24 protein-coding genes are annotated in these 25,176 nt (G+C 73.8%); 16 read left to right on the top strand and 8 right to left on the bottom strand.

What is annotated here, in order from left to right:
- The 6 genes from ABD358_RS27245 to aceE form a co-directional block, all read left to right on the top strand.
- Positions 1–232 (top strand): adenosylcobinamide-GDP ribazoletransferase (locus ABD358_RS27245; protein ID WP_344633822.1); only part of this gene is annotated, 232 nt, incomplete at its 5' end.
- 184 nt (positions 233–416) lie between these two features.
- Positions 417–2,003, top strand: coding sequence for a leucyl aminopeptidase (locus ABD358_RS27240; RefSeq protein ID WP_344633821.1), 1,587 nt, complete (start codon positions 417–419; stop codon positions 2,001–2,003).
- Positions 2,004–2,430: 427 nt separating this feature from the next.
- A complete protein-coding gene (gene lpdA, locus ABD358_RS27235) occupies positions 2,431–3,819 on the top strand; it encodes a dihydrolipoyl dehydrogenase (RefSeq protein ID WP_344633820.1) in 1,389 nt (462 codons plus the stop codon).
- 54 nt (positions 3,820–3,873) lie between these two features.
- The gene (sucB, locus tag ABD358_RS27230) at positions 3,874–5,727 is read left to right on the top strand and encodes a 2-oxoglutarate dehydrogenase, E2 component, dihydrolipoamide succinyltransferase (RefSeq protein ID WP_344633819.1); all 1,854 of its coding nucleotides are present in this window, start codon (positions 3,874–3,876) and stop codon (positions 5,725–5,727) included.
- A gap of 164 nt (positions 5,728–5,891) precedes the next feature.
- The gene (locus ABD358_RS27225) at positions 5,892–6,515 is read left to right on the top strand and encodes a GntR family transcriptional regulator (protein WP_344633818.1); all 624 of its coding nucleotides are present in this window, start codon (positions 5,892–5,894) and stop codon (positions 6,513–6,515) included.
- A 167-nt stretch (positions 6,516–6,682) separates the two neighbouring features.
- Positions 6,683–9,382 (top strand): pyruvate dehydrogenase (acetyl-transferring), homodimeric type, encoded by a 2,700-nt coding sequence (aceE, locus tag ABD358_RS27220; protein WP_344633817.1) that lies wholly within the window; start codon positions 6,683–6,685, stop codon positions 9,380–9,382.
- A gap of 102 nt (positions 9,383–9,484) precedes the next feature.
- Here the strand turns inward: aceE and ABD358_RS27215 are convergent, their stop codons facing one another.
- A complete protein-coding gene (locus ABD358_RS27215; protein ID WP_344633816.1) occupies positions 9,485–9,619 on the bottom strand; it encodes a methionine/alanine import family NSS transporter small subunit in 135 nt (44 codons plus the stop codon).
- Positions 9,619–11,163: a sodium-dependent transporter gene (locus tag ABD358_RS27210; protein ID WP_344633815.1), complete on the bottom strand. Its 1,545-nt coding sequence runs from the start codon at positions 11,161–11,163 to the stop codon at positions 9,619–9,621. Before ABD358_RS27210 ends, ABD358_RS27215 begins: the two co-directional genes overlap by 1 nt.
- A gap of 89 nt (positions 11,164–11,252) precedes the next feature.
- Here ABD358_RS27210 and ABD358_RS27205 point away from each other — a divergent pair, with 89 nt between their 5' ends.
- A complete protein-coding gene (locus tag ABD358_RS27205; RefSeq protein ID WP_344633814.1) occupies positions 11,253–12,224 on the top strand; it encodes a helix-turn-helix transcriptional regulator in 972 nt (323 codons plus the stop codon).
- Between the two features lie 5 nt (positions 12,225–12,229).
- On the opposite strand, the gene ABD358_RS27200 is transcribed toward ABD358_RS27205, so the two are convergent.
- Both ABD358_RS27200 and ABD358_RS27195 read right to left on the bottom strand, forming a co-directional pair.
- Positions 12,230–13,177 carry an SDR family oxidoreductase gene (locus tag ABD358_RS27200; protein ID WP_344633813.1) on the bottom strand — a complete coding sequence of 316 codons (948 nt, stop codon included), beginning with the start codon at positions 13,175–13,177 and terminating at the stop codon, positions 12,230–12,232.
- A gap of 118 nt (positions 13,178–13,295) precedes the next feature.
- Complete coding sequence (locus tag ABD358_RS27195) at positions 13,296–13,811, bottom strand: GNAT family N-acetyltransferase (RefSeq protein WP_344633812.1); 516 nt, start codon at positions 13,809–13,811, stop codon at positions 13,296–13,298.
- 49 nt (positions 13,812–13,860) lie between these two features.
- Here ABD358_RS27195 and ABD358_RS27190 point away from each other — a divergent pair, with 49 nt between their 5' ends.
- Together ABD358_RS27190 and ABD358_RS27185 are read left to right on the top strand one after the other, a co-directional pair.
- Positions 13,861–14,751, top strand: a complete 891-nt coding sequence (locus ABD358_RS27190) for a TIGR01777 family oxidoreductase (protein WP_344633811.1) — start codon at positions 13,861–13,863, stop codon at positions 14,749–14,751.
- A 230-nt stretch (positions 14,752–14,981) separates the two neighbouring features.
- Complete coding sequence (locus ABD358_RS27185; RefSeq protein ID WP_344633810.1) at positions 14,982–16,358, top strand: FAD-dependent oxidoreductase; 1,377 nt, start codon at positions 14,982–14,984, stop codon at positions 16,356–16,358.
- Between the two features lie 71 nt (positions 16,359–16,429).
- Here ABD358_RS27185 and ABD358_RS27180 read toward each other — a convergent pair whose 3' ends face one another.
- The gene (locus tag ABD358_RS27180; RefSeq protein ID WP_344633809.1) at positions 16,430–17,914 is read right to left on the bottom strand and encodes an NsdA family TPR-like regulatory protein; all 1,485 of its coding nucleotides are present in this window, start codon (positions 17,912–17,914) and stop codon (positions 16,430–16,432) included.
- Between the two features lie 224 nt (positions 17,915–18,138).
- Here ABD358_RS27180 and lipB point away from each other — a divergent pair, with 224 nt between their 5' ends.
- From lipB to ABD358_RS27160, 4 genes are all read left to right on the top strand, one after another.
- On the top strand, positions 18,139–18,924 hold the full coding sequence (lipB, locus tag ABD358_RS27175; protein WP_344633808.1) for a lipoyl(octanoyl) transferase LipB: 786 nt from the start codon (positions 18,139–18,141) through the stop codon (positions 18,922–18,924).
- A gap of 60 nt (positions 18,925–18,984) precedes the next feature.
- Complete coding sequence (lipA, locus tag ABD358_RS27170; protein ID WP_344633807.1) at positions 18,985–19,923, top strand: lipoyl synthase; 939 nt, start codon at positions 18,985–18,987, stop codon at positions 19,921–19,923.
- A gap of 156 nt (positions 19,924–20,079) precedes the next feature.
- Positions 20,080–20,259: a hypothetical protein gene (locus tag ABD358_RS27165; RefSeq protein ID WP_344633806.1), complete on the top strand. Its 180-nt coding sequence runs from the start codon at positions 20,080–20,082 to the stop codon at positions 20,257–20,259.
- A gap of 10 nt (positions 20,260–20,269) precedes the next feature.
- Positions 20,270–20,965 (top strand): DUF4191 domain-containing protein, encoded by a 696-nt coding sequence (locus ABD358_RS27160; protein ID WP_344633805.1) that lies wholly within the window; start codon positions 20,270–20,272, stop codon positions 20,963–20,965.
- Positions 20,966–21,054: 89 nt separating this feature from the next.
- Here ABD358_RS27160 and ABD358_RS27155 read toward each other — a convergent pair whose 3' ends face one another.
- On the bottom strand, positions 21,055–21,522 hold the full coding sequence (locus ABD358_RS27155; RefSeq protein ID WP_344633804.1) for an RDD family protein: 468 nt from the start codon (positions 21,520–21,522) through the stop codon (positions 21,055–21,057).
- 239 nt (positions 21,523–21,761) lie between these two features.
- Between ABD358_RS27155 and glnA the strand changes: the two genes are divergently transcribed.
- Both glnA and ABD358_RS27145 read left to right on the top strand, forming a co-directional pair.
- Positions 21,762–23,171 carry a type I glutamate--ammonia ligase gene (gene glnA, locus ABD358_RS27150; RefSeq protein ID WP_344633803.1) on the top strand — a complete coding sequence of 470 codons (1,410 nt, stop codon included), beginning with the start codon at positions 21,762–21,764 and terminating at the stop codon, positions 23,169–23,171.
- A 138-nt stretch (positions 23,172–23,309) separates the two neighbouring features.
- Positions 23,310–23,588 (top strand): DUF6011 domain-containing protein, encoded by a 279-nt coding sequence (locus ABD358_RS27145; RefSeq protein ID WP_344633802.1) that lies wholly within the window; start codon positions 23,310–23,312, stop codon positions 23,586–23,588.
- Between the two features lie 27 nt (positions 23,589–23,615).
- On the opposite strand, the gene ABD358_RS27140 is transcribed toward ABD358_RS27145, so the two are convergent.
- The gene (locus ABD358_RS27140; RefSeq protein ID WP_344633801.1) at positions 23,616–23,813 is read right to left on the bottom strand and encodes a DUF4236 domain-containing protein; all 198 of its coding nucleotides are present in this window, start codon (positions 23,811–23,813) and stop codon (positions 23,616–23,618) included.
- Between the two features lie 159 nt (positions 23,814–23,972).
- Complete coding sequence (locus tag ABD358_RS27135; RefSeq protein ID WP_344633800.1) at positions 23,973–24,245, bottom strand: hypothetical protein; 273 nt, start codon at positions 24,243–24,245, stop codon at positions 23,973–23,975.
- A 396-nt stretch (positions 24,246–24,641) separates the two neighbouring features.
- Here ABD358_RS27135 and ectA point away from each other — a divergent pair, with 396 nt between their 5' ends.
- The gene (gene ectA, locus ABD358_RS27130) at positions 24,642–25,136 is read left to right on the top strand and encodes a diaminobutyrate acetyltransferase (RefSeq protein WP_425576436.1); all 495 of its coding nucleotides are present in this window, start codon (positions 24,642–24,644) and stop codon (positions 25,134–25,136) included.
- The last annotated feature ends 40 nt before the right edge of the window (positions 25,137–25,176 follow it).

Below are 25,176 nucleotides of genomic sequence, written 5' to 3'. Positions count from 1 at the left end.
GTCCGCGGTGGCGGTCGCCGCGGCGGCGGGGCTCGCCGCGGCCGGCGCGGGCGTGGTGGAGGGCCCGTACGGGGCGGTGCGGTGCGCGGCGGCGGCCGTGTCGGCGCTCGGCGCCGCGGAGCTGCTGCTGGTCCGCTGCCGGCGGCGGCTGGGCGGGGTGACCGGCGACGTCTTCGGCGCCCTGGCCGAGACGGCTCTCACCACGGCCCTGGTGGTGCTTGCGCTGGGTTAGCGCCCCCCGGAGAATTCCGGGGCGAAGGGTCCGTAACGCCCGTCCCGCTCCTGCCCGGCGGGCGGCCTCCCGCGCCCGTCCGGAGCCGCCGAGGCGACCGCACGGGCCGCGAGTAGGCTCGGCTCGTGCCCGAAGCCGTGCACACCCACTCGGCTTTCCGACCGGAAGAGGGATTCCCACCACCGTGTCTGCTCTGACTCTCAGTACCTCGTCCGCCGCGGCGCTGCGCGCGGACGCCGTCGTCGTCGGCGTCGCCAAGGGCCCCGGCGGACTCGTCGTCGCCCCGGGCGGCGAGACCGTCGACCAGGCCTTCGGCGGCAGGCTGGCCGCCGTCCTGGACACCCTCGGCGCCTCGGGCGGCGAGGGCGAGGTCACCAAACTCCCGGCGCCCGACGGTGTGAAGGCGGACCTGGTGCTGGCGGTCGGGCTCGGCGACGCCCCGGCGGAGAACGGCCCGTACACGCCGGAGGCGCTGCGCCGCGCCGCCGGCTCGGCCGCCCGCGCGCTGGCCGGCCGCAAGAAGGCCGGCTTCGCGCTGCCCGCCGGGGACGAGGCGTCGGTGGGCGCCGTCTGCGAGGGCGCCCTGCTGGGCGCGTACGCCTTCACCGCGTACCGCGGCAAGGAGGACAGGACCGCCAAGGCCGGCAAGGCTGCCAAGGCCGACAAGGGCTCCAAGGCCGCCAAGGGCAAGGACGGGAAGGACGCGGACGGCGCCCCGCTCGGCGAGGTCGTCGTGCTCGGCGCCAAGCCGCGCGACAAGGCGCACAAGGCCGCGGCCGAGCGCGCCGAGGTCGTCGCCGCCGAGGTCAACCGCACCCGTGACCTCGTCAACACCCCGCCCAACGACCTCAACCCGAAGTCCTTCGCCGCCGCCGTCCAGTCCGCCGCCAAGGAGTACGGGCTGGAGGTGGAGGTGCTGGACGAGAAGGCCCTCGCCAAGGGCGGCTACGGCGGCATCCTCGGCGTCGGCCGGGGTTCGGCCAACCCGCCGCGTCTGGTGCGGGTCGCGTACCGGGGCTCCAGGGCGAAGAAGACCCTGGCCCTGGTCGGCAAGGGCATCACCTACGACTCGGGCGGCATCTCCCTCAAGCCGGCCGGCCACAACGAGACCATGAAGTGCGACATGAGCGGCGCCGCCGCCGTCTTCGCCGCGGTGGTCGCCGCCGCCAGGCTCCGCCTCGCGGTGAACGTCACCGGCTGGCTGGCCCTGGCCGAGAACATGCCGTCGGGCAGCGCGACCCGGCCGGGCGACGTGCTCACCATGTACAGCGGCAAGACGGTCGAGGTGCTCAACACCGACGCCGAGGGCCGTCTGGTGCTGGCCGACGCCCTGACCCGCGCGTGCGAGGAGAAGCCGGACGCGGTGGTGGACGTGGCCACGCTGACCGGCGCGATGATGCTGGCCCTGGGCAGCCGCACCTTCGGCGTCATGGCGAACGACGACGCGTTCCGCACCGCCGTCCACGAGCTGGCCGAGGAGGCGGGCGAGCCGTCCTGGCCGATGCCGCTGCCCGCGCACCTGCGCAAGGGCCTGGACTCCTCCGTCGCCGACATCGCCAACATGGGCGAGCGGATGGGCGGCGGCCTGGTCGCCGGCCTGTTCCTGAAGGAGTTCGTCACCGAGGGCACCCCCTGGGCGCACCTGGACATCGCGGGCCCGGCCTTCAACGAGTCCGGCCCCTTCGGCTACACCCCCAAGGGCGGCACCGGTTCCGCGGTGCGCACCCTGGTCCGTCTCGCCGAGAGCGCGGCGGCGGGAGAGGTGCTGTAGGAGCGCCTCCCGCCCGTACGGCCCGCCCCCGGCACGCGTGTGCCGGGGGCGGGCCGGTTGCGGGGACCCGCCCGCCCCGCCGCGGTGGTCCGTCCGGGCCCGCCCACCGCCTCCCGGCGCCCCGGAACCCGCGCGTCCGTCCTTCCGAACGCACGCTCGCCCTCTCGACAGGTGTTCGCCCTGAGCGATCACCGATGGGCTACTCTCCGGTAGACACGCGTGGCGGCTCGCGATCCCCCTGCTCAGGGCGGTATGAGCGGTTCGGGCACCGGCCCCGCGTCCCACCACTCGCAGACAAGTGCAAAGATGTTGTCTCGGCAGGACAGGGCCCGCTTAACCCACAGGGCCGAGCAGAAAGCGGCCGAACATACAGCCGCCCGGTCTCCGACGGACCGGCTCCGGCGCACCCATGCATGGAGGACGTGACGTGGCGAACGACGCCAGCACCGTTTTCGACCTAGTGATCCTCGGAGGCGGTAGCGGCGGTTATGCCGCTGCCCTTCGCGCTTCGCAGCTGGGTCTGGACGTCGCCCTGATCGAGAAGGACAAGGTCGGCGGTACCTGTCTGCACTACGGCTGCATCCCGACGAAGGCCCTGCTGCACGCGGGCGAGATCGCGGACCAGGCCCGCGAGAGCGCCGACTTCGGCGTCAAGGCCACCTTCGAGGGCATCGACATGGCGGCCGTCCACAAGTACAAGGACGGTGTGATCTCCGGCCTGTACAAGGGCCTGCAGGGGCTGATCGCCTCCCGCAAGATCACCTATGTCGAGGGCGAGGGCCGGCTGTCCTCCCCCACCTCGGTGGATGTCAACGGGCAGCGCTACGAGGGCCGGCACATCCTGCTCGCCACCGGTTCCGCGCCCAAGTCGCTCCCGGGGCTGGAGGTCGACGGCAACCGGATCATCACCTCCGAGCACGCACTGACCCTGGACCGCGTACCGCAGTCCGCCATCATCCTCGGCGGCGGTGTGATCGGCTGCGAGTTCGCCTCCGCGTGGAAGTCCTTCGGCACCGACGTCACCATCGTCGAGGGCCTGCCCCACCTGGTTCCGGCCGAGGACGAGAACAGCTCCAAGCTGCTGGAGCGCGCCTTCCGCAAGCGCGGCATCAAGTTCTCGCTGGGCACCTTCTTCGAGAAGGCCGAGTACACCCAGAACGGCGTCAAGGTCACCCTCGCCAACGGCAAGGAGTTCGAGGCGGAGCTGCTGCTCGTCGCCATCGGCCGCGGCCCGGTGTCGCAGGGCCTGGGCTACGAGGAGGCCGGGGTCGCCATGGACCGCGGCTACGTGCTCGTCGACGAGTACTGCCGCACCAACGTGCCCACCATCTCGGCCGTCGGCGACCTCATCCCGACGCTCCAGCTCGCGCACGTCGGCTTCGCCGAGGGCATCCTGGTGGCCGAGCGGCTGGCCGGGCTGAACGTCGTGCCGATCGACTACGACGGCGTGCCGCGCGTGACGTACAGCCACCCGGAGGTCGCCTCCGTGGGGCTCACCGAGGCCAAGGCCAAGGAGAAGTACGGCGCGGACAAGGTCGTGACGCTGAAGTACAACCTCGGCGGCAACGGCCGGAGCAAGATCCTCAAGGCGCAGGGCGAGATCAAGCTCGTCCAGGTCCGCGACGGTGCCGTGGTCGGCGTCCACATGGTCGGCGACCGGATGGGCGAGCAGGTCGGCGAAGCCCAGCTGATCTACAACTGGGAGGCCCTGCCCGCCGAGGTCGCGCAGCTCATCCACGCCCACCCGACGCAGAACGAGGCCCTCGGCGAGGCCCACCTGGCCCTGGCCGGCAAGCCGCTGCACTCCCACGACTGACACTCCCCGGGCGCGACCACATCCGCACATCTCGTTAGAGGAGCAACCGAAACCATGGCGGTTTCCGTAACCCTGCCGGCGCTCGGCGAGAGCGTCACCGAGGGCACCGTCACCCGCTGGCTGAAGGCCGAGGGTGAACACGTCGAGGCCGACGAGCCCCTGCTGGAGGTGTCCACCGACAAGGTGGACACCGAGATCCCCGCCCCCGCCTCCGGCGTCCTGTCGTCCATCAAGGTGGCCGAGGACGAGACGGTCGAGGTCGGCGCCGAGCTGGCCGTGATCGACGACGGCTCCGGCGCCCCGGCCGAGGCTCCCGCCCAGGAGCAGGCCCCGGCCGCCGCCGAGGCCGCTCCGGCGCCCGCCCCGGCCCAGCCCGAGCCGCAGGCCCAGCCCGAGCCCGCCCCGGCCCCGGCTCCGCAGGCCCAGGCCGCCCCGCAGGGCGGTGCGGCGGAGGGCACCGACGTGGTGCTGCCGGCGCTCGGCGAGTCCGTCACCGAGGGCACCGTCACCCGCTGGCTGAAGTCGGTCGGCGAGGAGGTCGAGGCCGACGAGCCGCTGCTGGAGGTGTCCACCGACAAGGTGGACACCGAGATCCCCGCCCCCGCCTCCGGCACCCTGCTGGAGATCCTGGTGGGCGAGGACGAGACGGCGGAGGTCGGTGCCAGGCTGGCCGTCATCGGCGCCCCGGGCGCCGCTCCGGCGGCCGCCCCGGCCCAGCCCGAGCCGCAGGCCCAGCCCGAGCCCGCCCCGGCCCCGCAGGCCGAGGCCCCGGCCCCGGCGCCCGCCCCGGCTCCGCAGACCCAGGCTCCGGCCCAGCCCGCTCCCGCCCCGCAGGCGCCCGCCGCTCCGGCTCCGGCGCCCGCCCCGGCCCCGCAGGCCCAGGCTCCGGCCCCGGCCCCGCAGGCCCAGGCTCCCGCCCCGGCTCCGCAGGCCCAGGCTCCGGCCCAGCCCGCTCCCGCCGCCGCCGGCGGCGGCGAGGGCGCCTATGTGACCCCGCTGGTGCGGAAGCTCGCCGCCGAGAACGGCGTCGACCTCTCCACCGTCAAGGGCACCGGCGTCGGCGGCCGCATCCGCAAGCAGGACGTCGTCGCCGCCGCCGAGGCCGCCAAGGCCGCGAAGGCCACGGCCGCCCCGGCTCCGGCGCAGGCCGCTCCGAAGGCCGGCCGGGCTCCGGTCACGCCGTCGCCGCTGCGCGGCCAGACGGTTCCGATGACCCGGATCCGCAAGGTCATCGCCGAGAACATGATGAAGGCGCTGCACAACCAGGCGCAGCTCTCCAGCGTGGTCGAGGTGGACGTCACCAGGATCATGCGGCTGCGGGCCCGGGCCAAGGAGGACTTCCTGGCCCGCGAGGGCGTCAAGCTCTCCCCGATGCCGTTCTTCGTCAAGGCGGCCGCCGAGGCGCTGAAGGCCCACCCGTCGATCAACGCCAAGATCAACGACGACGGCACCGTGACCTACCACGACGTCGAGAACATCGGCATCGCGGTGGACTCGGAGAAGGGCCTGATGGTCCCGGTCATCAAGGGCGCGGGCGACCTGAGCATCGCCGGCATCGCCAAGAAGACCGCGGAGCTGGCGAACAAGGTCCGCACCGGCAAGCTCAGCCCGGACGACATGTCCGGCGGCACGTTCACGATCAGCAACACCGGTTCGCGCGGTGCGCTGTTCGACACGATCATCGTGAACTACCCGCAGGTGGCCGAGCTGGGCATCGGCGCCACCGTGCGCCGCCCGGTCGTGATCGACCACCCGGAGCTGGGCGAGACCATCGCCATCCGGGACATGGTCTACCTGACCCTGTCCTACGACCACCAGCTCGTCGACGGCGCGGACGCCGCCCGCTACCTGACGGACGTCAAGGCCCGTCTGGAGGCCGGCGAGTTCGAGGGCGAACTGGGGCTCTGAGCGGTCCGTCCCACGTCGTCGGCGCCCCCGTCCGGAGAGTCTCCGGGCGGGGGCGCCGCCTTTTCGGCAGAACTCCCCGCGGGTTCCCCGCGTCTTTCCGAAGGCCCGCGGCGATCCCGCCGGCCGCCGTATCGTCGATGGTCCCGACCCCGCAAGGAGCATCCATGTCCCTCCCCGTCGTCCACTCCCTCCGCGAGCAGATCCGCGAGCACATCGTGGAGGGGATCGTCAGCGGACGCTGGAAGCCGGGCGAGCGCATCGTGGAGCGGCGGATCGCCGTGGAGCTGGAGGTCAGCCAGACCCCCGTGCGGGAGGCGCTGCGCGAGCTGGAGGCGCTGCGGCTGATCGAGTCGGCCCCCAACAAGGGCGCGCGGGTGCGGAACCTGACCGCCGCCGACCTGGAGGAGATATACCCGGTGCGGGCCGGGCTGGAGCAGATCGCCGCCGAGCTGGCCGCCCCCCGGCTGGCCGAGGACGTCTCGGCGCTGGAGGCGCAGGTGGCGCGGCTGTACGAGGCCGACCGCGCCGGGGACTCGGAGGCGCAGGTGCGGCACACCGTGGCCTTCCACCGGGAGCTGGTGCGGGCGGCCGGCAACAGCGTCCTGCTGCACACCTGGGAGTCGCTGGGCATCGGGGTGTGGACCACGCTCGCCATCCGCTGGCTGGGTACCCGTCAGCAGTCGTACGCCGAGGAGCACGAGGCGGTCGTCGAGGCGTTCCGGAGGCGTGATGCCCGGGTGGGCGAGCTGGTCAAGGAGCACGTCCTGGGCTGTGCACCCCGTGCCTGATTAGTGGCACTGAATGCCAATTTCTCTCTTCCGGCTTCTTTTCTTGTTCCTTCCTTTGATCGATCATCGATCGTGGGCGTACAGTGCGTCGGGGCGACACCCCCACCTCCCGCCGGGGCGGCACCCCGCCCCGCTCCCCCCGTTCTGTCGTCCGGAAGGCGGCCACCATGACCAGTGCCGAACGCCGTCCGAGCGAGCTGGACCAGCTCCCGGACCGCGACCCCGAGGAGACCGCCGAGTGGGCCGCGTCCCTCGACGCCGTCGCCCGCGCGGCCGGCCCCCAGCGCGCCGCGTACCTGATGCGGCGCACCCTGGAGCACGCCGGACACGCCGGGATCGCCCTGCCCCCGCTGCTGGAGACGGACTACGTCAACACCATCCCCACCTCCGCCGAACCGGCCTTCCCCGGCGACGAGGAGATGGAACGGCGGATCACCGCCTGGAACCGCTGGAACGCCGCCGCCATGGTCACCCGCGGCAGCCGCTGGGGCCTGGGCGGCCACATCGCCACCTACGCCTCGGCCGCCTGGCTCTACGAGACCGGCTTCCAGCACTTCTTCCGCGGCAAGGACGCCCCCGAGGCCCCCGGCTCCGGCGACCAGCTCTACATCCAGGGCCACGCCTCCCCCGGCATCTACGCCCGCGCCTTCCTGGAGGGGCGGCTGACGGAGGAGCACCTGGACAACTTCCGGCAGGAGGCGGGCGGCCGCGGGCTGCCGTCCTACCCCCATCCGCGCCGGCTGCCCTGGCTGTGGGAGTTCCCGACCGTCTCCATGGGCCTGGGCCCGCTCGCCGCGATCCACCAGGCCCGCTTCAACCGCTACCTGACGCACCGCGGCATCAAGGACACCTCCGGCAGCCGGGTGTGGGCGTTCCTCGGCGACGGCGAGATGGACGAGCCCGAGTCGACCGCCGCGCTGTCGCTGGCCGGACGCGAGGGCCTGGACAACCTCGTCTTCGTCGTCAACTGCAACCTCCAGCGGCTGGACGGCCCGGTCCGCGCCAACTTCAAGATCGTGCAGGAGCTGGAGGCCCGGTTCCGCGCGGCCGGCTGGAACGTGGTCAAGGCGCTGTGGGGCACCGCCTGGGACGAACTGCTGCGCCTGGACACCGAGGGCGCGCTGCTGCGGCGGCTGCGCGAGGTCCCCGACGCGCAGTTCCAGACGTACGCCACCCGCGACGCCGCCTACGTCCGCGAGCACTTCTTCGGCCCCGACCCGGCGCTGAGGCGGATGGCCGGGTCGCTGACCGACGAGCGGATCGCCGAGTGCTTCGGCTCCTCGCGGGCGGGCCACGAGCCGCGCAAGGTGTACGCCGCCTACCGCGCGGCCGTGGAGCACTCCGGCGCGCCGACCGTGGTCCTCGTCCAGACCGTCAAGGGCCACACGCTCGGCCCGGGGTTCGAGTCGCGCAACGCCAACCACCAGATGAAGAAGCTCTCCGGCCAGGAGTTCCGCGCGATGCGCGACCGGCTGGAGCTCCCCGTCCCCGACAGCGCCCTGGGCGAGGAGCTGGTGCCTTACGCCCACCCCGGTCCCGACTCCCCCGAGGTGCGGTACCTGAAGGAGCGCCGCGCCGCGCTCGGCGGCCCCGCCCCGGAGCGCCGGTTCCACGCGGTGGGCCTGCCCGAGCCGTCCGAGAAGCCGTTCCGGGCCCTCGCCAAGGGGTCCGGCAAGCAGGAGATCGCCACGACGATGGCGTTCGTCCGGCTGGTGAAGGACCTGCTGCGGGAGAGGGGCACCGGCCCGCGCTGGGTGCCCATCGTCCCCGACGAGGCGCGCACCTTCGGCATGGAGTCGCTGTTCCCGACGGCCGGGATCTACTCCCCGGTCGGCCAGACCTACGACCCGGTGGACCGCGACCAGCTCCTGTACTACAAGGAGGCCGTCGACGGCCAGATCCTCAACGAGGGGATCACCGAGGCCGGTTCGATGGCCGAGTTCACGGCCGCCGCCACCGCGTACGCCACGCACGGCGAGCCGATGATCCCGTTCTACATCTTCTACTCGATGTTCGGCTGGCAGCGGACGGCCGACCAGATGTGGGCGCTCGCCGACCAGCTCGGCCGCGGCTTCCTCATCGGCGCCACCGCCGGCCGCACCACCATGACCGGCGAGGGGCTCCAGCACGCCGACGGCCACTCCCCGCTGATCGCCTCCACCAACCCGGCGGCGATCTCCTACGACCCGGCCTTCGCCTACGAGGTGGCCGTGATCGTGCGGGACGGCCTGCGGCGGATGTACGGGCCGGACCCGAGCAGGCACGAGGACGTCTTCTACTACCTGACCGTCTACAACGAGCCGAAGGTCCAGCCGCCGATGCCCGAGGGGGTCGAGGAGGGCATCCTGCGGGGGCTGTACCGCTTCCGGGAGGGGAGCGTCCCCGCGTCCCCTGGCGGGGGCGACGCCCCGCGCGTCCAGCTGCTGGCCTCCGGCACCGCCGTCCACTGGGCGCTGGACGCCCAGCGCATGCTCGCCGACGACTGGGGCGTGGCCGCCGACGTGTGGTCCGCCACCTCCTGGAGCGAGCTGCGCCGCGATGCCCTGTCCTGCGACGCGGCGCAGCTCAAGGGCGAGGACCGGACCCCCTACGTAACCCGTGCTCTGCAGGGCGCGCCCGGTCCGGTCCTCGCCGTCAGCGACTGGATGCGGGCCGTCCCGGACCAGATCGGCCAGTGGGTCGAGCAGGACTGGTCCTCGCTGGGCACCGACGGCTTCGGCCTGTCGGACACCCGTGAGGCCGCCCGCCGCCACTTCGGCGTGGACGCCGAGTCGATCACGGTCGCGGCGCTGGACCGGCTGGCCCGGCGCGGCGAGGTCAAGCGGGAGACGGTGCGCGAGGCCGCCGAGCGCTACGGCCTGGCCTGACACCGGTGCGGCCGGGACCGCCGGGCGCGTCCCGGCGGCCCCGGCCCCGGTCGGTTCCCCCGGCGCCGGGGGCCCGTCGGCACCGGGGAGGGCGGCTGCCCGTCAGCGGTCCTCCCCGGTGCCCTCCCCGGGCCGCTGCTCGTCGGGGTGGCCGCGGAGTTTGAGGACGGCCGCCACCAGTCCTCCCCACACGACGACGATGGCCACGATCAGCATCACGACGGCGTCCGCCGACATCAGCGGCTCCCCTCTGCCGGTGTGTCACGCTCCGGTCCCGCCGGCGGCTCGTCGCGCCGCCACGGGATCAGGGAGACCAGTACGGCCAGCACCAGTGCTCCCAGGGCGGGGAGCCACCCGGCCCAGAACAGGAAGCCGGCCGGGTAGTCCCCGTAGTTCTCGTCGAGTTCCGTGCGCAGGCTGTCGACCATCATCCAGCCCAGCACCAGCGGGGTGACCACGCCCAGGGCCAGGCGCCACCACACGCCCAGCCGGATGGCCGAGGTGGCGTCCGCGTCCTTCTGGAGCACCGGGAGCGCGCGCAGCACCCAGGCGACGGCGACCAGGGACACCAGGGAGGCCAGCACGATGCCGTACTGGTTGATGAAGTGGTCGGCGCTGTCCAGCAGGTACAGCCCGGCGTCGGTGGGGAAGACCAGCAGGGAGACCAGGGCGATCGCCCCGCCGACGGTGAGCACCGCCGGCACGCGTCCCATTCCGGTGCGGTCCTGCACCGCCGCGACGGCCACCTGCACGATGCTGATGAGCGAGGTCAGTCCGGCGATCACCAGCGAGACGAAGAACAGCACTCCGAACAGGGCGCCCAGCGGCATGTTGGAGATGATCGTCGGGAAGGCGACGAAGGCCAGTCCGATGCCGCTGGTGACCGTCTCGTCCACCGGCGTGCCGCTGGTGGCGGAGAGGAAGCCGAGCGTGGCGAAGACCCCGATGCCCGCCAGTACCTCGAAGGAGCTGTTGGCGAACCCGGCGACCAGGGCGGAGCCGGTGAGGTCGGCGCGGCGCCCCAGGTAGGAGGCGTAGGTGATCATGATGCCGAAGCCGACCGAGAGCGAGAAGAAGATCTGCCCGTAGGCCGCGACCCAGACGCTTCCCCTGGTCAGGGCCTCCCAGTCGGGGGAGAACAGGGCGTCCAGACCGGTGGCGGCGCCGTCCAGGGTGACCGCCCGGACGACCAGGGCGCCGAAGAACACCACCAGCAGGGGGATGAACACCTTGTTCGCCACCTCGATGCCGCGCCGCACCCCGAGGGCCAGGATCACCAGGACGACGACCCAGATGGCGGCCAGCGGCCAGAACACCCCGCCGACGTAGGAGGAGACCCAGCCCGGTTCCTCGGCGGCCTTCAGGAAGTCTCCGAAGAAGAAGGCGTCGGGGTCGTCCCCCCAGCTCTCGCCGACCGAGAAGCCGACGTAGCGCACGGCCCAGGCGAGGATGACGGCGTAGTAGGAGGCGATGACGCAGCAGATCGCCACCTGCCACCAGCCGATCGGCTGCAGCGCGGAGGCCATCCTGCGGAACGCGGCCGGCGGGGACTTGCGGTGGCGGCGGCCGATGACGTATTCGAGGATCAGCAGCGGGATGCCGGCCGTCAGCAGGGCGATCAGGTAGGGCAGCATGAACGCTCCGCCGCCGTTCCGGTACGCCTCGGACGGGAAGCGCCAGATGTTGCCGAGCCCGATGGCCGAGCCGATCGCGGCCATCAGGAAGCCCAGGCGGGATCCCCACTGTTCCCGGGGTTGGGCGTCGCGGGGTTGAGTGGCCATAAGCGACAGTCCTTGATATGTGTGCTTATCAGTTGACAGCACGTTAACAGTGCCGTCGGTCCCGCGCGCCCCGGCGCGATGATGGTCCCATGCGCGCTGCCCGGCTGATCAAGATGGTGCTGCTGCTCCAGACCCGGCGGTCGATGACCGCCGCCGAACTGGCGGAGCGGCTGGAGGTCTCCGAGCGGACGGTGGCCCGGGACGTGCTGGCCCTGTCGGAGGCCGGCATCCCCGTCTACGCGGACCGCGGGCGGGCCGGCGGGTACCGGCTGGTCGGCGGCTACCGCACCCGGCTGACGGGGCTGGGGCGGGACGAGGCGGAGGCGCTGTTCCTGTCCGGGGTGCCGTCCGCCCTGCGGGACATGGGCCTGGAGGACGCGGCGTCGGCGGCCCGGCTGAAGGTGGCGGCGGCGCTCACGCCCGAGCTGGCCGACGCCCCGCACACCGCGGCGCAGCGGTTCCACCTGGACGCCCCCGGCTGGTGGCAGCCGCCCGAGACCCCCGGGGAGCTGCCGGCGGTCGCCGAGGCCGTGTGGGACGACCGGCTCCTGTCCGTGCGCTACCGCCGCCGGGACGGGGAGGTGGAGCGGACGCTGGAGCCGTACGGCCTGGTCCTCAAGGCGGGCGTCTGGTACCTCGTGGCCCGCGTGGCGGACGGCCACCGCGTCTACCGGGTGGACCGCCTCGTCGCCGTCCGCCCCCTCGACGAGGGCTTCGCCCGGGACGAGGGGTTCGACCTGCCCGGCTTCTGGGAGGAGCACTCCGCCGCCTTCGCCCGTTCGATCCTGCGGGAGAGCGCGGTGCTGCGGCTGACGGAGGCCGGGGCGCGCGCACTGCGGTACGTCACCGACCGGGCGGCGGCCGACGAGGCCCTGGTCCGGGGGGAGCCCGACGGGCAGGGGCGGATCACCGTCACCCTGCCCGTGGAGTCCTGGGACGTCGCCTACACCCAGCTGCTCTCCCTCGGCCCGGAGTGCGAGGTGCTGGGCCCGCCCGCGCTGCGGGAGCGCATGGCGGAGGCGGCCGAGCGCACGGCCGCGCTCTACCGGCGGGCGCCGTAGGGCCCCTACCGGTACTCCTCCGCGCTCGCCTCCTTCCCGCCGTGGACGACCTCGATGAAGTAGCGCCAGGCGTCCGGCCGCGAGCCGTCGGCGTCCGTGAAGCCGTACTCGCCCGCGAGCTGTCCGCTGGAGAGCGACTGCCCGTTCCAGCGCGCCACGTCCGGGTCGCACGCCAGGGCGGCGACCGCCCGGCCGACGTAGACGGGCGACTCGGCGATCGCGAAGTGGGGATCCTTGGCGACGGCGTCGCGCCAGTTCTCCTCGGCCACCCCGAAGTGGTCGAGCATCTGCTCCGAGCGCAGGAAGCCCGGGGTGACGGAGACCGCCGTGCAGCCGTGCTCCTTCAGCTCCTCGGCGAGGCCGAAGGCCATCCGGATCGGGGCGTTCTTCGTCAGGTCGTAGAAGAGGTTGCCGCGGTACCTGGGGCCGTTGTACTCGCTCGTGCCGTCGGTGACCTCCACCACCAGGCCGCCGCGCCGGCGGATCAGCAGCGGAAGGGCGAAGTGGCTGGTGATCAGGTGGGTCTCGACGCCGAGCCGCAGCATGCGCAGGCCCCGCTCCAGGCCGACCTCCCACACCCTGGTGTCGTCGAGGTCGACCAGGTGCTCGCCGCCCCACACGTCGTTGACCAGGACGTCCAGCCGGCCGTGGTCGCGGTCGATCCGCTCCACCAGGGCGCGCACCCGCTCCGGCTCCAGGTGGTCGGTCGGCACGGCGATGCCGGTGCCCCCGGCCGCCGTGACCAGCTCGGCGGTCTCCTCGATCGTCTCGGTCGGGCGGCCCACCTCGCTGACGCTCCCCCGGGTGGTGCGGCCGGTGACGTACACCGTCGCACCCACCCGGCCCAGCTCCACGGCGATCGCCCGGCCCGCGCCCCGGGTCGCCCCGGCCACCAGGGCGACCCTGCCCGTCAGGTCCTTCGCCGAACCGGTCCGTACCGATGCAGTGCTCACGTGCGTACTCCTTCTCCGGATGCGTACGCCGGGCACGCTGCCACCGATACCCGACACCTCCTGTCGGGTTTTCCGCCGGATTTCCCTCCGCTCCCCGTCCGGCCCCGCCCGCGGCGGGTCAGGACACGGGCGGGGCGGCGCGGGCCAGGGAGCGTCCCATCAGCACGTCGTCCGCGTAGCCGCCCTCCAGCAGGAACTCCCCGGGCAGCACGCCCTCCACCGCGAAGCCCTCGGACTCGTACAGGGCCCGTGCGGGCTCGTTGTGGCCCAGCACCCGCAGGGTGATCCGGGAGGCGCCCTGCCGCCGCGCCTCGTGCATCGCCGCCCGCAGCAGCGCCCGGCCCACCCCCCTGCCGCGCGCCCGGCCGTCCACCACCAGCCCCTGGATCTGGCGGACGTGGGCGTTGCAGGCGAGCCGGGTGGGCGGCACCAGCCGGACGTAGCCCACGAGTTCCCCCTCCAGCTCGGCGACGAGGAACTCCCGGGGCCGGTGGTCGGAGTCGAAGAACGGGTCGTACGGCGGCTGCGGCCGGGGGGTCACCGCGTGCAGCGGCGACCAGGCTCGCCGGTCCAGCTCCCCGAGGAGCTCCCCGTCGCCGGAGTCGGCGGTGCGTATGACGGGCTGTGCTGACATGCGGCCACTGTGCCTCGCCATCGGGCGCGGCGTCCATCAGGATGGCTCCATGCGCATCGCCGTCACCGGATCGTCCGGACTCATCGGCCGGGCCCTCGTCACCTCCCTGCGCGCGTACGGCCACGAGGTGGTGCGCCTGGTGCGCCGTCCCGCCCGGGCCGGGGACGAGGTGGAGTGGGACCCGATGCGGCAGTACGTGGACGCCGCCGGGCTCGTCGGCTGCGAGGCCGTGGTGCACCTGGCGGGCGCCGGGGTGGGGGACCGCCGCTGGACACGGGAGTACAAGCGGGTGATCCGCGACAGCCGGGTCCTGGGCACCGCCGCCATCGCCGAGGCCGTCGCCTCGCTCGACACACGGCCGCGGACGCTGGTGGTCGGCACCGCCGTCGGGTACTACGGCGACACCGGCGACCGCGCCGTGGACGAGGACGCGCCGCCCGGCGACGGCTTCCTCGCGGACGTCTGCCAGGAGTGGGAGGAGGCCGCCGCGGCGGCCGAGGAGGCGGGCGTGCGGACCGTGTACGCCCGCACCGGCCTGGTGGTGGCCCGGCACGGCGGCGCCTGGGGGCGGCTGTTCCCGGTCTTCAGGGCGGGGCTCGGCGGGCGGCTGGGCAGCGGCCGCCAGTACTGGAGCCACATCGCGCTCCACGACCACATCGCCGCGCTGCGGCACCTGCTGGAGCGCGAGGAGCTGTCCGGGCCCGTCAACCTCACCGCACCCGAACCGGTCACCCAGCGCGAGGTGGCCGCCTCGATGGGGCGGGTGCTGCACCGCCCGGCGGTCCTCACCGTGCCCGCGCCCGTGCTGCGGGCGGTGCTCGGCGAGTTCTCGCAGGAGGTGCTCGGCAGCCGGCGGGTGCTGCCGCGGCGGCTGCTGGAATCCGGGTTCGTGTTCGCCTTCCCCGGCATCGAGGACGCCGTCCGGGCCGCCCTGCGCTGACCTTGGCGGGCGGCCCACACGCCGGCGGACGGACCGGCGGGCACGCGGCCGGAGTGCGCGTTCCACGCGCCCCCGTGCGACCGTTGTGCGACCGTGCCCGCTCCATACGCGCTGTCCACGGTCCCAGACCCCCCTAGTGTCGAACCGGTGCGCGAGTCGAACGGGTCCGCAGCGGGCAGGAACCTCCCGGACGCGCACCTCGCGCCGACGCGTCAACCAGGGGAGGGCCCATGCTCGGCAGCGCACTCCGTCCGGGTCCCGGCCGGGACACCACCGACGTCGCCGTCATCGGCGCGGGCCTCGCGGGGCTGGCCGCCGCACACCACCTGACGGCCTCCGGGCTGCGGGTCACCGTCCTGGAGGCGGCCGGGACGGTCGGCGGCCGGATGGCCACCGAGGAGATCGACGGCTACCTGCTGGACCGCGGCGGCCGGCTGCTCCCCTCCGACTGGCCCGAGCTGAGCCGCTGCCCCGGCCTGGAGCGGCTCTCCCTGCGCCCCTTCTCCGGGGTCCTGGTCCACAGCGGCGACCGCGCGCTGCGCATCACCCCGCCCCGTGCCCAGCGGGCCCCCCGGGGTCCGAGGGCGGGCGGCGGCAGGACGGGCGCGCGCGCCGCGGCGAGCGCCCTGGCCGGCGCCCGGCGCCCGCTGAGCGGCACCCTGGACCTGGCACGGCTGCGCGCCCAGCTCGCCCGGCTCGCCGCCACCCCCTCGGAACGGCTGCGGACCCGGCCGGAACTGCCCGCCGCCCAGGCCCTGGCCGCCCGCGGCCTCCCGGCCCGCACGGTCGAGGGCCTGCTGCGGCCCCTCCTGGGCGCGCTGCTGTGCGACCCGGACCTGACCACCTCCAGCCGGGTCGGCGACCTGGTGCTGCGCGGCTTCGCCCGCGGCGGCCTGTGCCTGCCCGCGGGCGGCGCGGCGGCCGTGCCCGGGCTGCTGGCCGCCGGCCTGCCGCAGGGCACCGTCCGGACCGGGGTGCGCGCGGTCTCCGTGTCCACCAACGCCGTGGTGACGCACGGACACGGCACCGTCCGCTGCCGCGCGGTGCTCATCGCCACCGGCGCGCACGACGCGGCGGAGCTGCTGCCGGGTCTGCGGGTGCCGGACTTCCACCCGGTCACCGTCCTCCACCACGCGGTGGACGAGCGGGCGCCGACCGCCGGGCCCCAGCTGCTGATCGACGCCGACCGGCGCGGTCCGGTGGCGTACACGATGGTCGCCAGCGCCGTCGATCCCTCGCGCGCCCGGCCCGGCCGGGCTCTGGTCACCTCGGTGGTGCTCGGCTCCGCCGCGGGCCTCCCGGCCGGCGAGCTGGACCGGGCGGCCCGCGCCCAGCTCGCCGTGCTGTACGGCGCCCCGACCGGCCGCTGGAACCTGCTGGCCGCCCACCACGACGCGCGGGCCGTGCCCGCGATGCCCGCCCCGCACGACCCGGGACGGCCCGTACGCGTCCTGGACGGCCTGTACGTCTGCGGCGACCACCGCGACACCTCCGGCCCCGACGGCGCCCTGCGGTCGGCCCGGCGCGCCGCGGACGCGATCCGCCGCGACTTCGGCATCGGGCCGCTCACTCGGGAGGACGGCGGTCCGCTGTCCGCCGTCGCCTGACGCCGTGCGGCCGCGCCCGCGAGGGGCGCGGCCGTCCCTCCGGGGGCCGGGCCGGTTCAGGTCGGTTCAGGTCAGTTCAGGGAGGCGACGCGTTCGCGGTAGGCGCGCACCGGGGCGGCGTCCCGGTAGGGCTCCAGGCGGCGCTCGAAGTCCTTCACGTACTCGTGCGCCCGCACCGACCGCATCTCCGCCGCCTGCTGCGCCGCCTCCGCGGCCAGGGCGCACGCCTGCTCCACGTCGCCCAGCCCCAGCCGGGCCGTGGCCAGCACCACCCTGCAGAACAGCCGGCCGCGGACGTGGCCCGCGCACCGCAGCTGCAGGGCGCGCTCCGCGTGCTGGGCCGCCGAGCGGTACTGCTGGAGGTCCCGGTGGCAGTGGGCGAACTCGTCGGCGAGCTGTCCCTCGTCGAACCCCTTCGCCCAGTTCGGCGTCTCGTCGCCCGGCCGCGCCTGCTCCAGCGCCCGCTCGGCGCGGGCCAGCGACGCCGAGCAGGCCCGCACCTCGCCCAGCACCCCGTGCCCGCGCGCCTCCACCGCGTGGAGCAGCGCCTGGACCGCCGGGGGGACCGAGGAGCCCACGCCCTGCTGGGCGACCCGCGCCAGCTGCACCGCCTCCCGGCCGTGCCCGAGGTACACCGCCTGCCTGCTCATCGTCGCCAGCACGTAGCTGCCGTAGGCCCGGTCCCCCGCGGCCTGGGAGAGCCGCAGCGCCTGGACGAAGTAGCGCTGCGCCAGCCCGTGCGCCGCGATGTCGTACGCCGTCCAGCCCGCCAGGCGGGTCAGGTCGGCCACCGCCGCGAACAGGCGGCGGCCGACCTGCTCGCCGTAGGCGCCCCGCAGCATCGGCTCGGCCTCGTGCTCCAGGTAGCGGACCAGCGCCTGCCGGGCGTGGCCGCCGCCGTAGGCGTGGTCGAGCGTGCGGAACAGCTCGCCGACGGAGCGCAGGGCGGCCACGTCCCCGGCGGTCACCCGCTGCCCGGGGCCGCGCTCGGTCCGTCCGGCGCGGGCCGCCTGCCCCGCGCGGGGCGGCGGCACGGCGGCGGGCCCGCGTCCCTGCGGGGGCACCCGCGGGGCCTCCGGCGCCGGCTCGCCGCGGGCGACGCGCTCGTCGGGGCGGCCGATCAGCCAGTCCCGGCTGGGCACGACCAGCCCGGCCGGGGTGAAGGCGATCTTCCGCAGTTCGGCGTGACTGCCGGTGTCCTTGCGCCACAGCCCGCCGACGATGTCCACCGCCTCCGCGGGCGTGGCCGCGAACTCCAGCCCGGCGTACACCGGGGCGCACGCGTCCAGCCCCAGGTCCTGGGCGGTGAGCCTGCGCCCGAGGCGGCGGGTGAAGACCTCGGCGATCAGCGCGGGGGTCGTGCCGCGCGGCTGCTGGCCGCGCAGCCAGCGCGTCACCGAGGTCTTGTCGTAGCGGAGGTCCAGCCCGTGCTCCAAGCCGAGTTGGTCGACCCGCCGCGCGAGGCCGGCGTTGGAGAACCCGGCCTCGGCGATGAGGGCTGCGAGCTGGCGGTTGGGGGTGCGCTGGGAAGGCTTCCCACGTCGTTCCGTCGACATCGGCTTTGCGGTCTCCTGCCTCGCGGCTTTCCTACGACAGACGCCGCGCCGGGGCGCCCTGCCGGAACGGCGCGAATGTAGCGGGCCGGGCGGCTCTCCCGCGGGTCTGCGCCCGGCTTTCATCCGTACGTGTGAGGCCGGGACGGATCCCGGCCCTCCCTCCCCGCGCCGTACAGTGGCTGCCGGGTGCGGGAGAGGCCCGTGACGACCCGAGGAGGAGCCGCGTGAGCGAGCTGCACTTTGTGCACCTGGGCTTCGGCGAGGACGCCGTGGAGTATCTGGAGGCGCTGCAGAGGCAGCGCGAGGTCCACGCGGCCCGCTCCGCGGGCGAGATCCCCGACACCTGCCTGCTGCTGGAGCACCCCCCGGTCTACACGGCCGGGCGCCGCACGGAGGACGGCGAGCGCCCGCTGGACGGCACCCCCGTGGTGGACGTCGACCGCGGCGGCAAGATCACCTGGCACGGCCCCGGCCAGCTCGTCGGCTACCCGATCCTCAGGCTGCCGGACCCGGTGGACGTCATCGCCCACGTGCGGCGGCTGGAGGAGGCGCTGATCCGCACCTGCGCGGAGTTCGGCCTGGAGACGACCCGGATCGAGGGCCGCAGCGGGGTGTGGGTGCTGGGCGACCCGGCGCAGAGGACGGCCCTGGGCGGGCTGGAGCTGGACTTCGCCCCCCGGCCGGCGGGCGGGGACGAGGAGTACGACGCCCGGCTGAGGGGGCCCGAGTACGCCCCTTCCAACGCCGGCCAGCGCGGCGAGGACCGCAAGCTCGCCGCGATCGGGGTCCGCGTCGCCAGGGGCGTCACCATGCACGGCTTCTCCCTCAACTGCGACCCGGACACCACCTGGTTCGACCGCATCGTGCCGTGCGGCATCCGGGACGCCGGGGTCACCTCGCTCTCCCAGGAGCTGGGCAGGAGGGTGACGGTCGCGGAGGTGCTGCCCGTGGTGGAGAAGCACCTGCGGGCGGTGCTGGAGCGGACGGAGCCGCTGCCCCGCGCCGTCTGACCCGCGGGGCCGGGGCGTACGCTTGTGCACGCCGAAGAGTCAAGTCCAAGGGAGCCGGACGTGTCCGCTGTCGCACCCGACGGTAGGAAGCTGCTGCGCCTGGAGGTCCGGAACAGCCAGACCCCCATCGAGCGCAAGCCCGAGTGGATCAAGACCCGGGCGAAAATGGGCCCCGAGTACAACGCCCTGCAGTCCCTGGTGAAGCGCGAGGGTCTGCACACGGTCTGCCAGGAGGCGGGCTGTCCCAACATCTTCGAGTGCTGGGAGGACCGCGAGGCGACCTTCCTCATCGGCGGTGAGCAGTGCACCCGGCGCTGCGACTTCTGCCAGATCGACACCGGCAAGCCGGCCGAGTTCGACCGCGACGAGCCGCGCCGCGTGGCCGAGTCCGTGAAGCAGATGGAGCTGCGGTACGCCACGATCACCGGCGTCGCGCGCGACGACCTGCCCGACGGCGGCGCCTGGCTGTACGCCGAGACCGTCCGCCAGATCCACGCGATGGTCCCCGGCACCGGCGTCGAGCTGCTGATCCCCGACTTCAACGCGGTGCCCGAGCAGCTCGCCGAGGTGTTCTCCTCGCGTCCGGAGGTGCTGGCGCACAACGTCGAGACGGTTCCGCGGATCTTCAAGCGCATCCGTCCGGCCTTCCGCTACGAGCGCTCCCTGGAGGTGATCACCCGCGCCCGCGAGGACGGCCTGGTCACCAAGTCCAACCTGATCCTGGGGCTGGGCGAGACCCGCGAGGAGGTCTCCCAGGCACTGCGCGACCTGCACGAGGCGGGCTGCGAGCTGATCACCATCACCCAGTACCTGCGGCCCTCGCCCCGGCACCACCCGGTGGAGCGCTGGGTGAAGCCCCAGGAGTTCGTGGAGCTGCAGCAGGAGGCGGAGGAGATCGGTTTCGCCGGTGTCATGTCCGGGCCGCTGGTCCGTTCCTCCTACCGCGCGGGCCGGCTGTACCGGCAGGCGGTCGAGCGCCGGGGCGCCACCGCGGCCTGACGCGCGGCCTCCGCTCCGTTCACCCGCTCGCGGCCGGTTCCTTCCGGTGCTTTTGACCGCTGTGTCATCTTCCGGTAACACCGGAAAGTGATGATGTGGGCGCACACCGCTCACGTCACGCGCCGCACGAGGCCCGTCACCCCAAGGGGATCCTCGATGAACACGACTCTGCGGGTTCTGGAGAGACTGGAGGGGCTGCTGCTGCCCGGCGGGCAGCGGGCGGCACGCCGCAACGCCTGGGCGGCGGTCCTGGAGGACCGCCGCCGGGCGCGGGCGCGCAGCGAGGCCGCCGCCGTGCTGGAGGCCGCGGCGACCCGACCCAGACGGGCGACGTAGACTTCGCCGTATGGCGAGGAAGGAAACTACCGAGAATCCCCCGGGGCGGCTCAAGCAGATCGCCCTGACCTACAAGATGACCCGACGCGTTGACAAGAAGGTCGGCTTCGTCATCGCGGGCGTGGGCATCGTCACCTTCGGTGTCCTTCTCGCGATCGGCTTCTGGGTCGGTCATCCGGTCTACCTGGGCATCCTGGGCTTCCTGCTGGCCTTCCTCGCGATGGCGATCGTCTTCGGGCGGCGCGCGGAGCGGGCCGCCTTCAGCCAGATGGAGGGGCAGCCGGGCGCGGCGGCGGCCGTACTGGAGAACATCGGCCGCGGCTGGACGGTGACCCCGGCGGTGGCCGTCAACCGCCAGCAGGACGTCGTCCACCGGGCCGTCGGCAAGGCCGGCATCGTGCTCGTCGGCGAGGGCAACCCGAACCGGCTGCGCGGCCTGATGGTGGCCGAGAAGAAGCGCATGGCGCGCATCGTGGGCGGCGACACCCCGGTCCACGAGGTGCTCGTGGGCAACGGCGAGGGGCAGACGGAGCTGAAGAAGCTCCGCACCAAGCTGCTGAAGCTGCCCCGTGTCCTCCAGGGCCCCCGGGTCACGGAGATCAACGACCGGCTGCGGGCCATGGGCGACCTGATGAGCAACCTGCCGCTGCCCAAGGGCCCGATGCCCCGCGGGCTGCGGATGCCGAAGGGTCCGACCCGCCGCTGAGACACGGCCCGAGACGCGTGTGGCTGCGGCCCGGAACCGAGGGGTTCCGGGCCGCAGCCACACGCGTCTCGGGCGTCCTCGCGCCCGGGTCAGATCCTCACCTGGACGGCGCCGGAGAACCGGTCGTGCAGGCCGCGGGAGTCGCGGTCCCAGACGAGGGCGGGGACGGCGAGCGACAGCAGCAGTGTGCGGAGGACGGCGCGGGGCAGTGTGAGCCGGCCCCCGTTCACCGAGATCACGCGCAGGCCCATCAGCCGCTTCCCCGGGGTGAAGCCGACCGTCCCCACGGTGAGGACGCCGAGCACCGCGAAGACCAGCAGCGCCCAGTTCCCGGCGGCGCGGAAGTCGCCGCCCGTGAGCAGACCGTATGCGATCAGGAGGCACAGGCCCCAGTCGACGCAGATCGCGGCGATCCTCCGCCCGGGCGGGGCGATCGACCCGCTCCCCTCCTCGGGCAGGCCCAGCCGCTCACCGCGGTAACCGAAGTCCGCGCCCATCTGCTCGGCCGCCGCGCGGGGGCCGGAGAGCCACGAGCCGATTGCTTGCCTGTTGTCCACCCGACCACGGTAACGCGCGCCCCCTCGGGGTACCCGGTGGGGTTCGGGCGGTCCGCACGCGGGTGCCTCCGGCCCCGTCGGCGCGTCCGTTCGCACATCCGCCCGGTTAACATCACCGAAACGAATGGGTCATGGGAGAGAAATCCCGCAAACCTATCGTCGAGCGCAGCAGGACACCGCACTGGACTGCCACTCGAGCTGCCACCCCGTCCCCTCGCGGCGGGACTAGGAGGACTTGGATGTTCCAGAACGCCGACGAGGCAAAGAAGTACATCTCGGACAACGACGTCAAGTTCGTCGACGTCCGCTTCTGCGACCTGCCGGGCGTCATGCAGCACTTCACGATCCCGGCCTCGACGTTCGACCCCGAGGAGATGCAGGCCTTCGACGGGTCCTCGATCCGCGGCTTCCAGGCGATCCACGAGTCCGACATGGCGCTGCTGCCGGACCTGTCCACCGCCCGTCTGGACCCGTTCCGCCGCGACAAGACGCTCAACATCAACTTCTTCATCCACGACCCGATCACCGGCGAGCAGTACAGCCGCGACCCGCGGAACGTGGCGAAGAAGGCCGAGGCGTACCTCGCCTCCTCCGGCATCGCCGACACCGCCTACTTCGGTCCCGAGGCCGAGTTCTACGTCTTCGACAGCGTCCGCTTCGAGACCAGTGCGAACCAGTCCTTCTACCACATCGACTCCGAGGCGGGCGCCTGGAACACCGGCGCGCTGGAGGACAACCGCGGCTACAAGGTCCGCTACAAGGGCGGCTACTTCCCGGCTCCGCCGGTCGACCACTTCGCCGACCTGCGCGCCGAGATGTCGCTGGAGCTGGAGAAGGCCGGCCTGCAGGTCGAGCGCCAGCACCACGAGGTCGGCACCGCCGGCCAGGCGGAGATCAACTACAAGTTCAACACGCTGCTGGCCGCCGCCGACGACCTGATGCTGTTCAAGTACATCATCAAGAACGTCGCCTGGCGCAACGGCAAGACCGCGACCTTCATGCCGAAGCCGATCTTCGGCGACAACGGCTCGGGCATGCACGTCCACCAGTCGCTGTGGCAGGGCGGCGAGCCGCTGTTCTACGACGAGCAGGGCTACGCGGGCCTGTCGGACACCGCCCGCTACTACATCGGCGGCATCCTCAAGCACGCCCCGTCGCTGCTGGCCTTCACCAACCCGACGGTCAACTCCTACCACCGCCTGGTGCCCGGCTTCGAGGCGCCGGTGAACCTGGTGTACTCGCAGCGCAACCGCTCCGCCGCGATGCGCATCCCGATCACCGGTTCGAACCCGAAGGCCAAGCGCGTCGAGTTCCGCGCCCCGGACCCGTCCTCCAACCCGTACCTGGCCTTCGCCGCGCTGCTGCTGGCCGGTCTGGACGGCATCAAGAACAAGATCGAGCCGGCCGAGCCGATCGACAAGGACCTCTACGAGCTGGCTCCGGAGGAGCACGCGAACGTCCCGCAGGTCCCCACCTCCCTCCCGGCCGTCCTGGACGCCCTGGAGGAGGACAACGAGTACCTGCAGGCGGGCGGCGTCTTCACCGCGGACCTGATCGAGACCTGGATCGACTACAAGCGGACCAACGAGATCGCCCCGATCCAGCTCCGCCCGCACCCGCACGAGTTCGAGATGTACTTCGACATCTGAGCCGTCCGGGACCGCCCCAGGTCAGAGCGGGTTTCCGCTCGCCCGGGCCGTCTGTGGGCCGCCGGCCGCGCCTTGGGGGAGGCGCGGCCGGCGGCCGTTTCACGGTGGGGCTCCCCGCGCGGTGGCATCCTGGTGACCGTGTCCGAGCCCTCTCCCCTTCCCGACGCCCCCGAGCCTCCGGCCCAGGACCGCCCGCCCGTGCTGTGCCGGATGTGCGGCCGGCCGCTGCGGGACCGGCAGGCCAGGCTGTGGGGGCTCGGGCCGGAGTGCCGGGGGAAGCTGGCGGTGCGCCCCGCGCCGAGGACGACGGGCTGGGACGTGGCGCAGGAGACGCTGCCCGGCCTGGAGTCTCCCCCGGACGCGGCGCCACCGGACGCGGCGCCGGCGCGCCGGCGCGGCCGCCCGGACCGGGCCTGACGTCGCCGCGGGCCGCCCGGCCGCCCCTCACCCCCGCCTGCGGGTCCTGGTGCTCCGGTAGCCGAAGGGGCCGGGAAGGTCGATGGAGGTGGTGCGGCGGCCGGTGGAGCTGATGGTGTGGCGCGGGCCCCTGCCGCCGCCCAGGGTGACCGACCAGGAGCGGCGTCCGATGTTCAGCCGGACACCGGGCAGGATCCGGAAGCTCTTGCGGAATGTGACGGCCATGCGGCGCTCCCCTTCTCGGCTGCCGACGGGAACAGGTGTACACCCTCCGTGTTCCCTTCCCGGCGGCGGCCGAACTCGGCGCCGCTCCGGCCCGTCCCGGGGCGGGTCTCTCCCGGCGGGTCGCTCACGGCGGTCACCCCCCGAAGTCCGCTCTCCGGGTCACTCCCCGCGGGGCCGGTCCGGTGAGTCCGGGGAGCGCCGGCCGTCCCGCTCCGCCGGCCCGTCCGGCTCCCGGAAGACGGGCGCCAGGGGTCCGCGGTCGTCCTCGTCCTCGGTGGCGAGGGGCGTGGCGGTGGTGTCGTCGAGGAAGGCCCGCTCCACCGCCGGGTCCTCCTCCACCGGCCTCACCGGTGTCCGTTCCCGGTCCTGCCCGCCGTCGCCCTTCTCCGGCCGGCCGGAGGCGCCGGAGGGCCTCGCGCGCTGTTCGGACATGGGATCCTCCCTTCCTGCCGGGGCTCCGCCGAGTACCCCGCCGGACGCCGGGGACGCCGGGGACGCCGTCGGAACGGATGCCCGCCGTCCGGGTGGCCTGGCCCGTCCGGGTGAATCCCGCACAGGGCGCCGGAGGCCCGCGGGAAAGCGTTCTCCGGCCTTTTCCCGCCCCCGGGGCCGGGTGGCGGGTCACTCCTCCGGTGGCCGCCCGGAAGGGGCGCACGTAGCTTCGTGCGCAGAACGGAACAGATGTGCGGAGGCAGGCTCCGCACCCGCCCGTACGGCCGGCCCCGCAGGCGCGTCACGCGCATTCCGGGGGCGGGGCCCCAAAGCCCCGTCCCGCGGGGACCGGCCCGGCGCGACCGGCGGGCACCGAGCGCGGCGGAGGTGAATGCCGTGGCCACGCAGACAGGAATCCTGCTCGAACCGCCCGGGGTCGAGGACGGTGCCGCCGTCTGGCGCATCGCCCGCGACTCCAGGGCGCTCGACCTGAACTCCTCCTACAGCTACCTGCTGTGGTTCCGCGACTTCGCCGCCACCTCCGTGGTGGCGCGCGGCGACGGCGGCGAACCGGTCGGCTTCACCACCGGCTACGTCCGCCCCGAGCGGCCCCGCACGCTCGTCGTCTGGCAGATCGCCGTGGAGGAGCGGCAGCGCGGGCGGGGCCTGGCCGCGGCCATGCTGGACCACCTGGCCGCCCGGCTGCGGCCGCGGGGAGTGCGGTACCTGGAGACCACCGTCACACCGGCGAACACCGCCTCGAACCGGCTGTTCACCGTCTTCGCCCGGCGGCACGGCGCCGCGCTCGGGCGCGAGGTGCTCTTCGACGGCGGGCTCTTCCCCGACGGCCACGAGCCGGAGGTGCTGTACCGGATAGGCCCGCTGCCCTGACCCGCTCCGCGGACGCGAGCGGTCCGCACGCCCGGGAGGG

This window comes from Streptomyces glaucosporus (assembly GCF_039533345.1).
In the GTDB taxonomy this organism is placed as follows: Bacteria; Actinomycetota; Actinomycetes; order Streptomycetales; family Streptomycetaceae; genus Streptomyces; species Streptomyces glaucosporus.
Note: the sequence above shows the minus strand (reverse complement) of the source record. Positions and strands in the feature narration are given on the sequence as shown.

What these genes read in the sequence shown, in the direction of transcription:
- sucB (WP_344633819.1), top strand. Translation starts at nt 3,874, where the DNA reads ATGGCGGTTTCCGTAACCCTGCCGGCGCTCGGCGAGAGCGTCACCGAG.
- ABD358_RS27225 (WP_344633818.1), top strand. Translation starts at nt 5,892, where the DNA reads ATGTCCCTCCCCGTCGTCCACTCCCTCCGCGAGCAGATCCGCGAGCAC.
- aceE (WP_344633817.1), top strand. Translation starts at nt 6,683, where the DNA reads ATGACCAGTGCCGAACGCCGTCCGAGCGAGCTGGACCAGCTCCCGGAC.
- ABD358_RS27215 (WP_344633816.1), bottom strand. Translation starts at nt 9,619, where the DNA reads ATGTCGGCGGACGCCGTCGTGATGCTGATCGTGGCCATCGTCGTCGTG.
- ABD358_RS27210 (WP_344633815.1), bottom strand. Translation starts at nt 11,163, where the DNA reads ATGGCCACTCAACCCCGCGACGCCCAACCCCGGGAACAGTGGGGATCC.
- ABD358_RS27205 (WP_344633814.1), top strand. Translation starts at nt 11,253, where the DNA reads ATGCGCGCTGCCCGGCTGATCAAGATGGTGCTGCTGCTCCAGACCCGG.
- ABD358_RS27195 (WP_344633812.1), bottom strand. Translation starts at nt 13,811, where the DNA reads ATGTCAGCACAGCCCGTCATACGCACCGCCGACTCCGGCGACGGGGAG.
- ABD358_RS27190 (WP_344633811.1), top strand. Translation starts at nt 13,861, where the DNA reads ATGCGCATCGCCGTCACCGGATCGTCCGGACTCATCGGCCGGGCCCTC.
- ABD358_RS27185 (WP_344633810.1), top strand. Translation starts at nt 14,982, where the DNA reads ATGCTCGGCAGCGCACTCCGTCCGGGTCCCGGCCGGGACACCACCGAC.
- ABD358_RS27180 (WP_344633809.1), bottom strand. Translation starts at nt 17,914, where the DNA reads ATGTCGACGGAACGACGTGGGAAGCCTTCCCAGCGCACCCCCAACCGC.
- ABD358_RS27165 (WP_344633806.1), top strand. Translation starts at nt 20,080, where the DNA reads ATGAACACGACTCTGCGGGTTCTGGAGAGACTGGAGGGGCTGCTGCTG.
- ABD358_RS27160 (WP_344633805.1), top strand. Translation starts at nt 20,270, where the DNA reads ATGGCGAGGAAGGAAACTACCGAGAATCCCCCGGGGCGGCTCAAGCAG.
- glnA (WP_344633803.1), top strand. Translation starts at nt 21,762, where the DNA reads ATGTTCCAGAACGCCGACGAGGCAAAGAAGTACATCTCGGACAACGAC.
- ABD358_RS27140 (WP_344633801.1), bottom strand. Translation starts at nt 23,813, where the DNA reads ATGGCCGTCACATTCCGCAAGAGCTTCCGGATCCTGCCCGGTGTCCGG.
- ABD358_RS27135 (WP_344633800.1), bottom strand. Translation starts at nt 24,245, where the DNA reads ATGTCCGAACAGCGCGCGAGGCCCTCCGGCGCCTCCGGCCGGCCGGAG.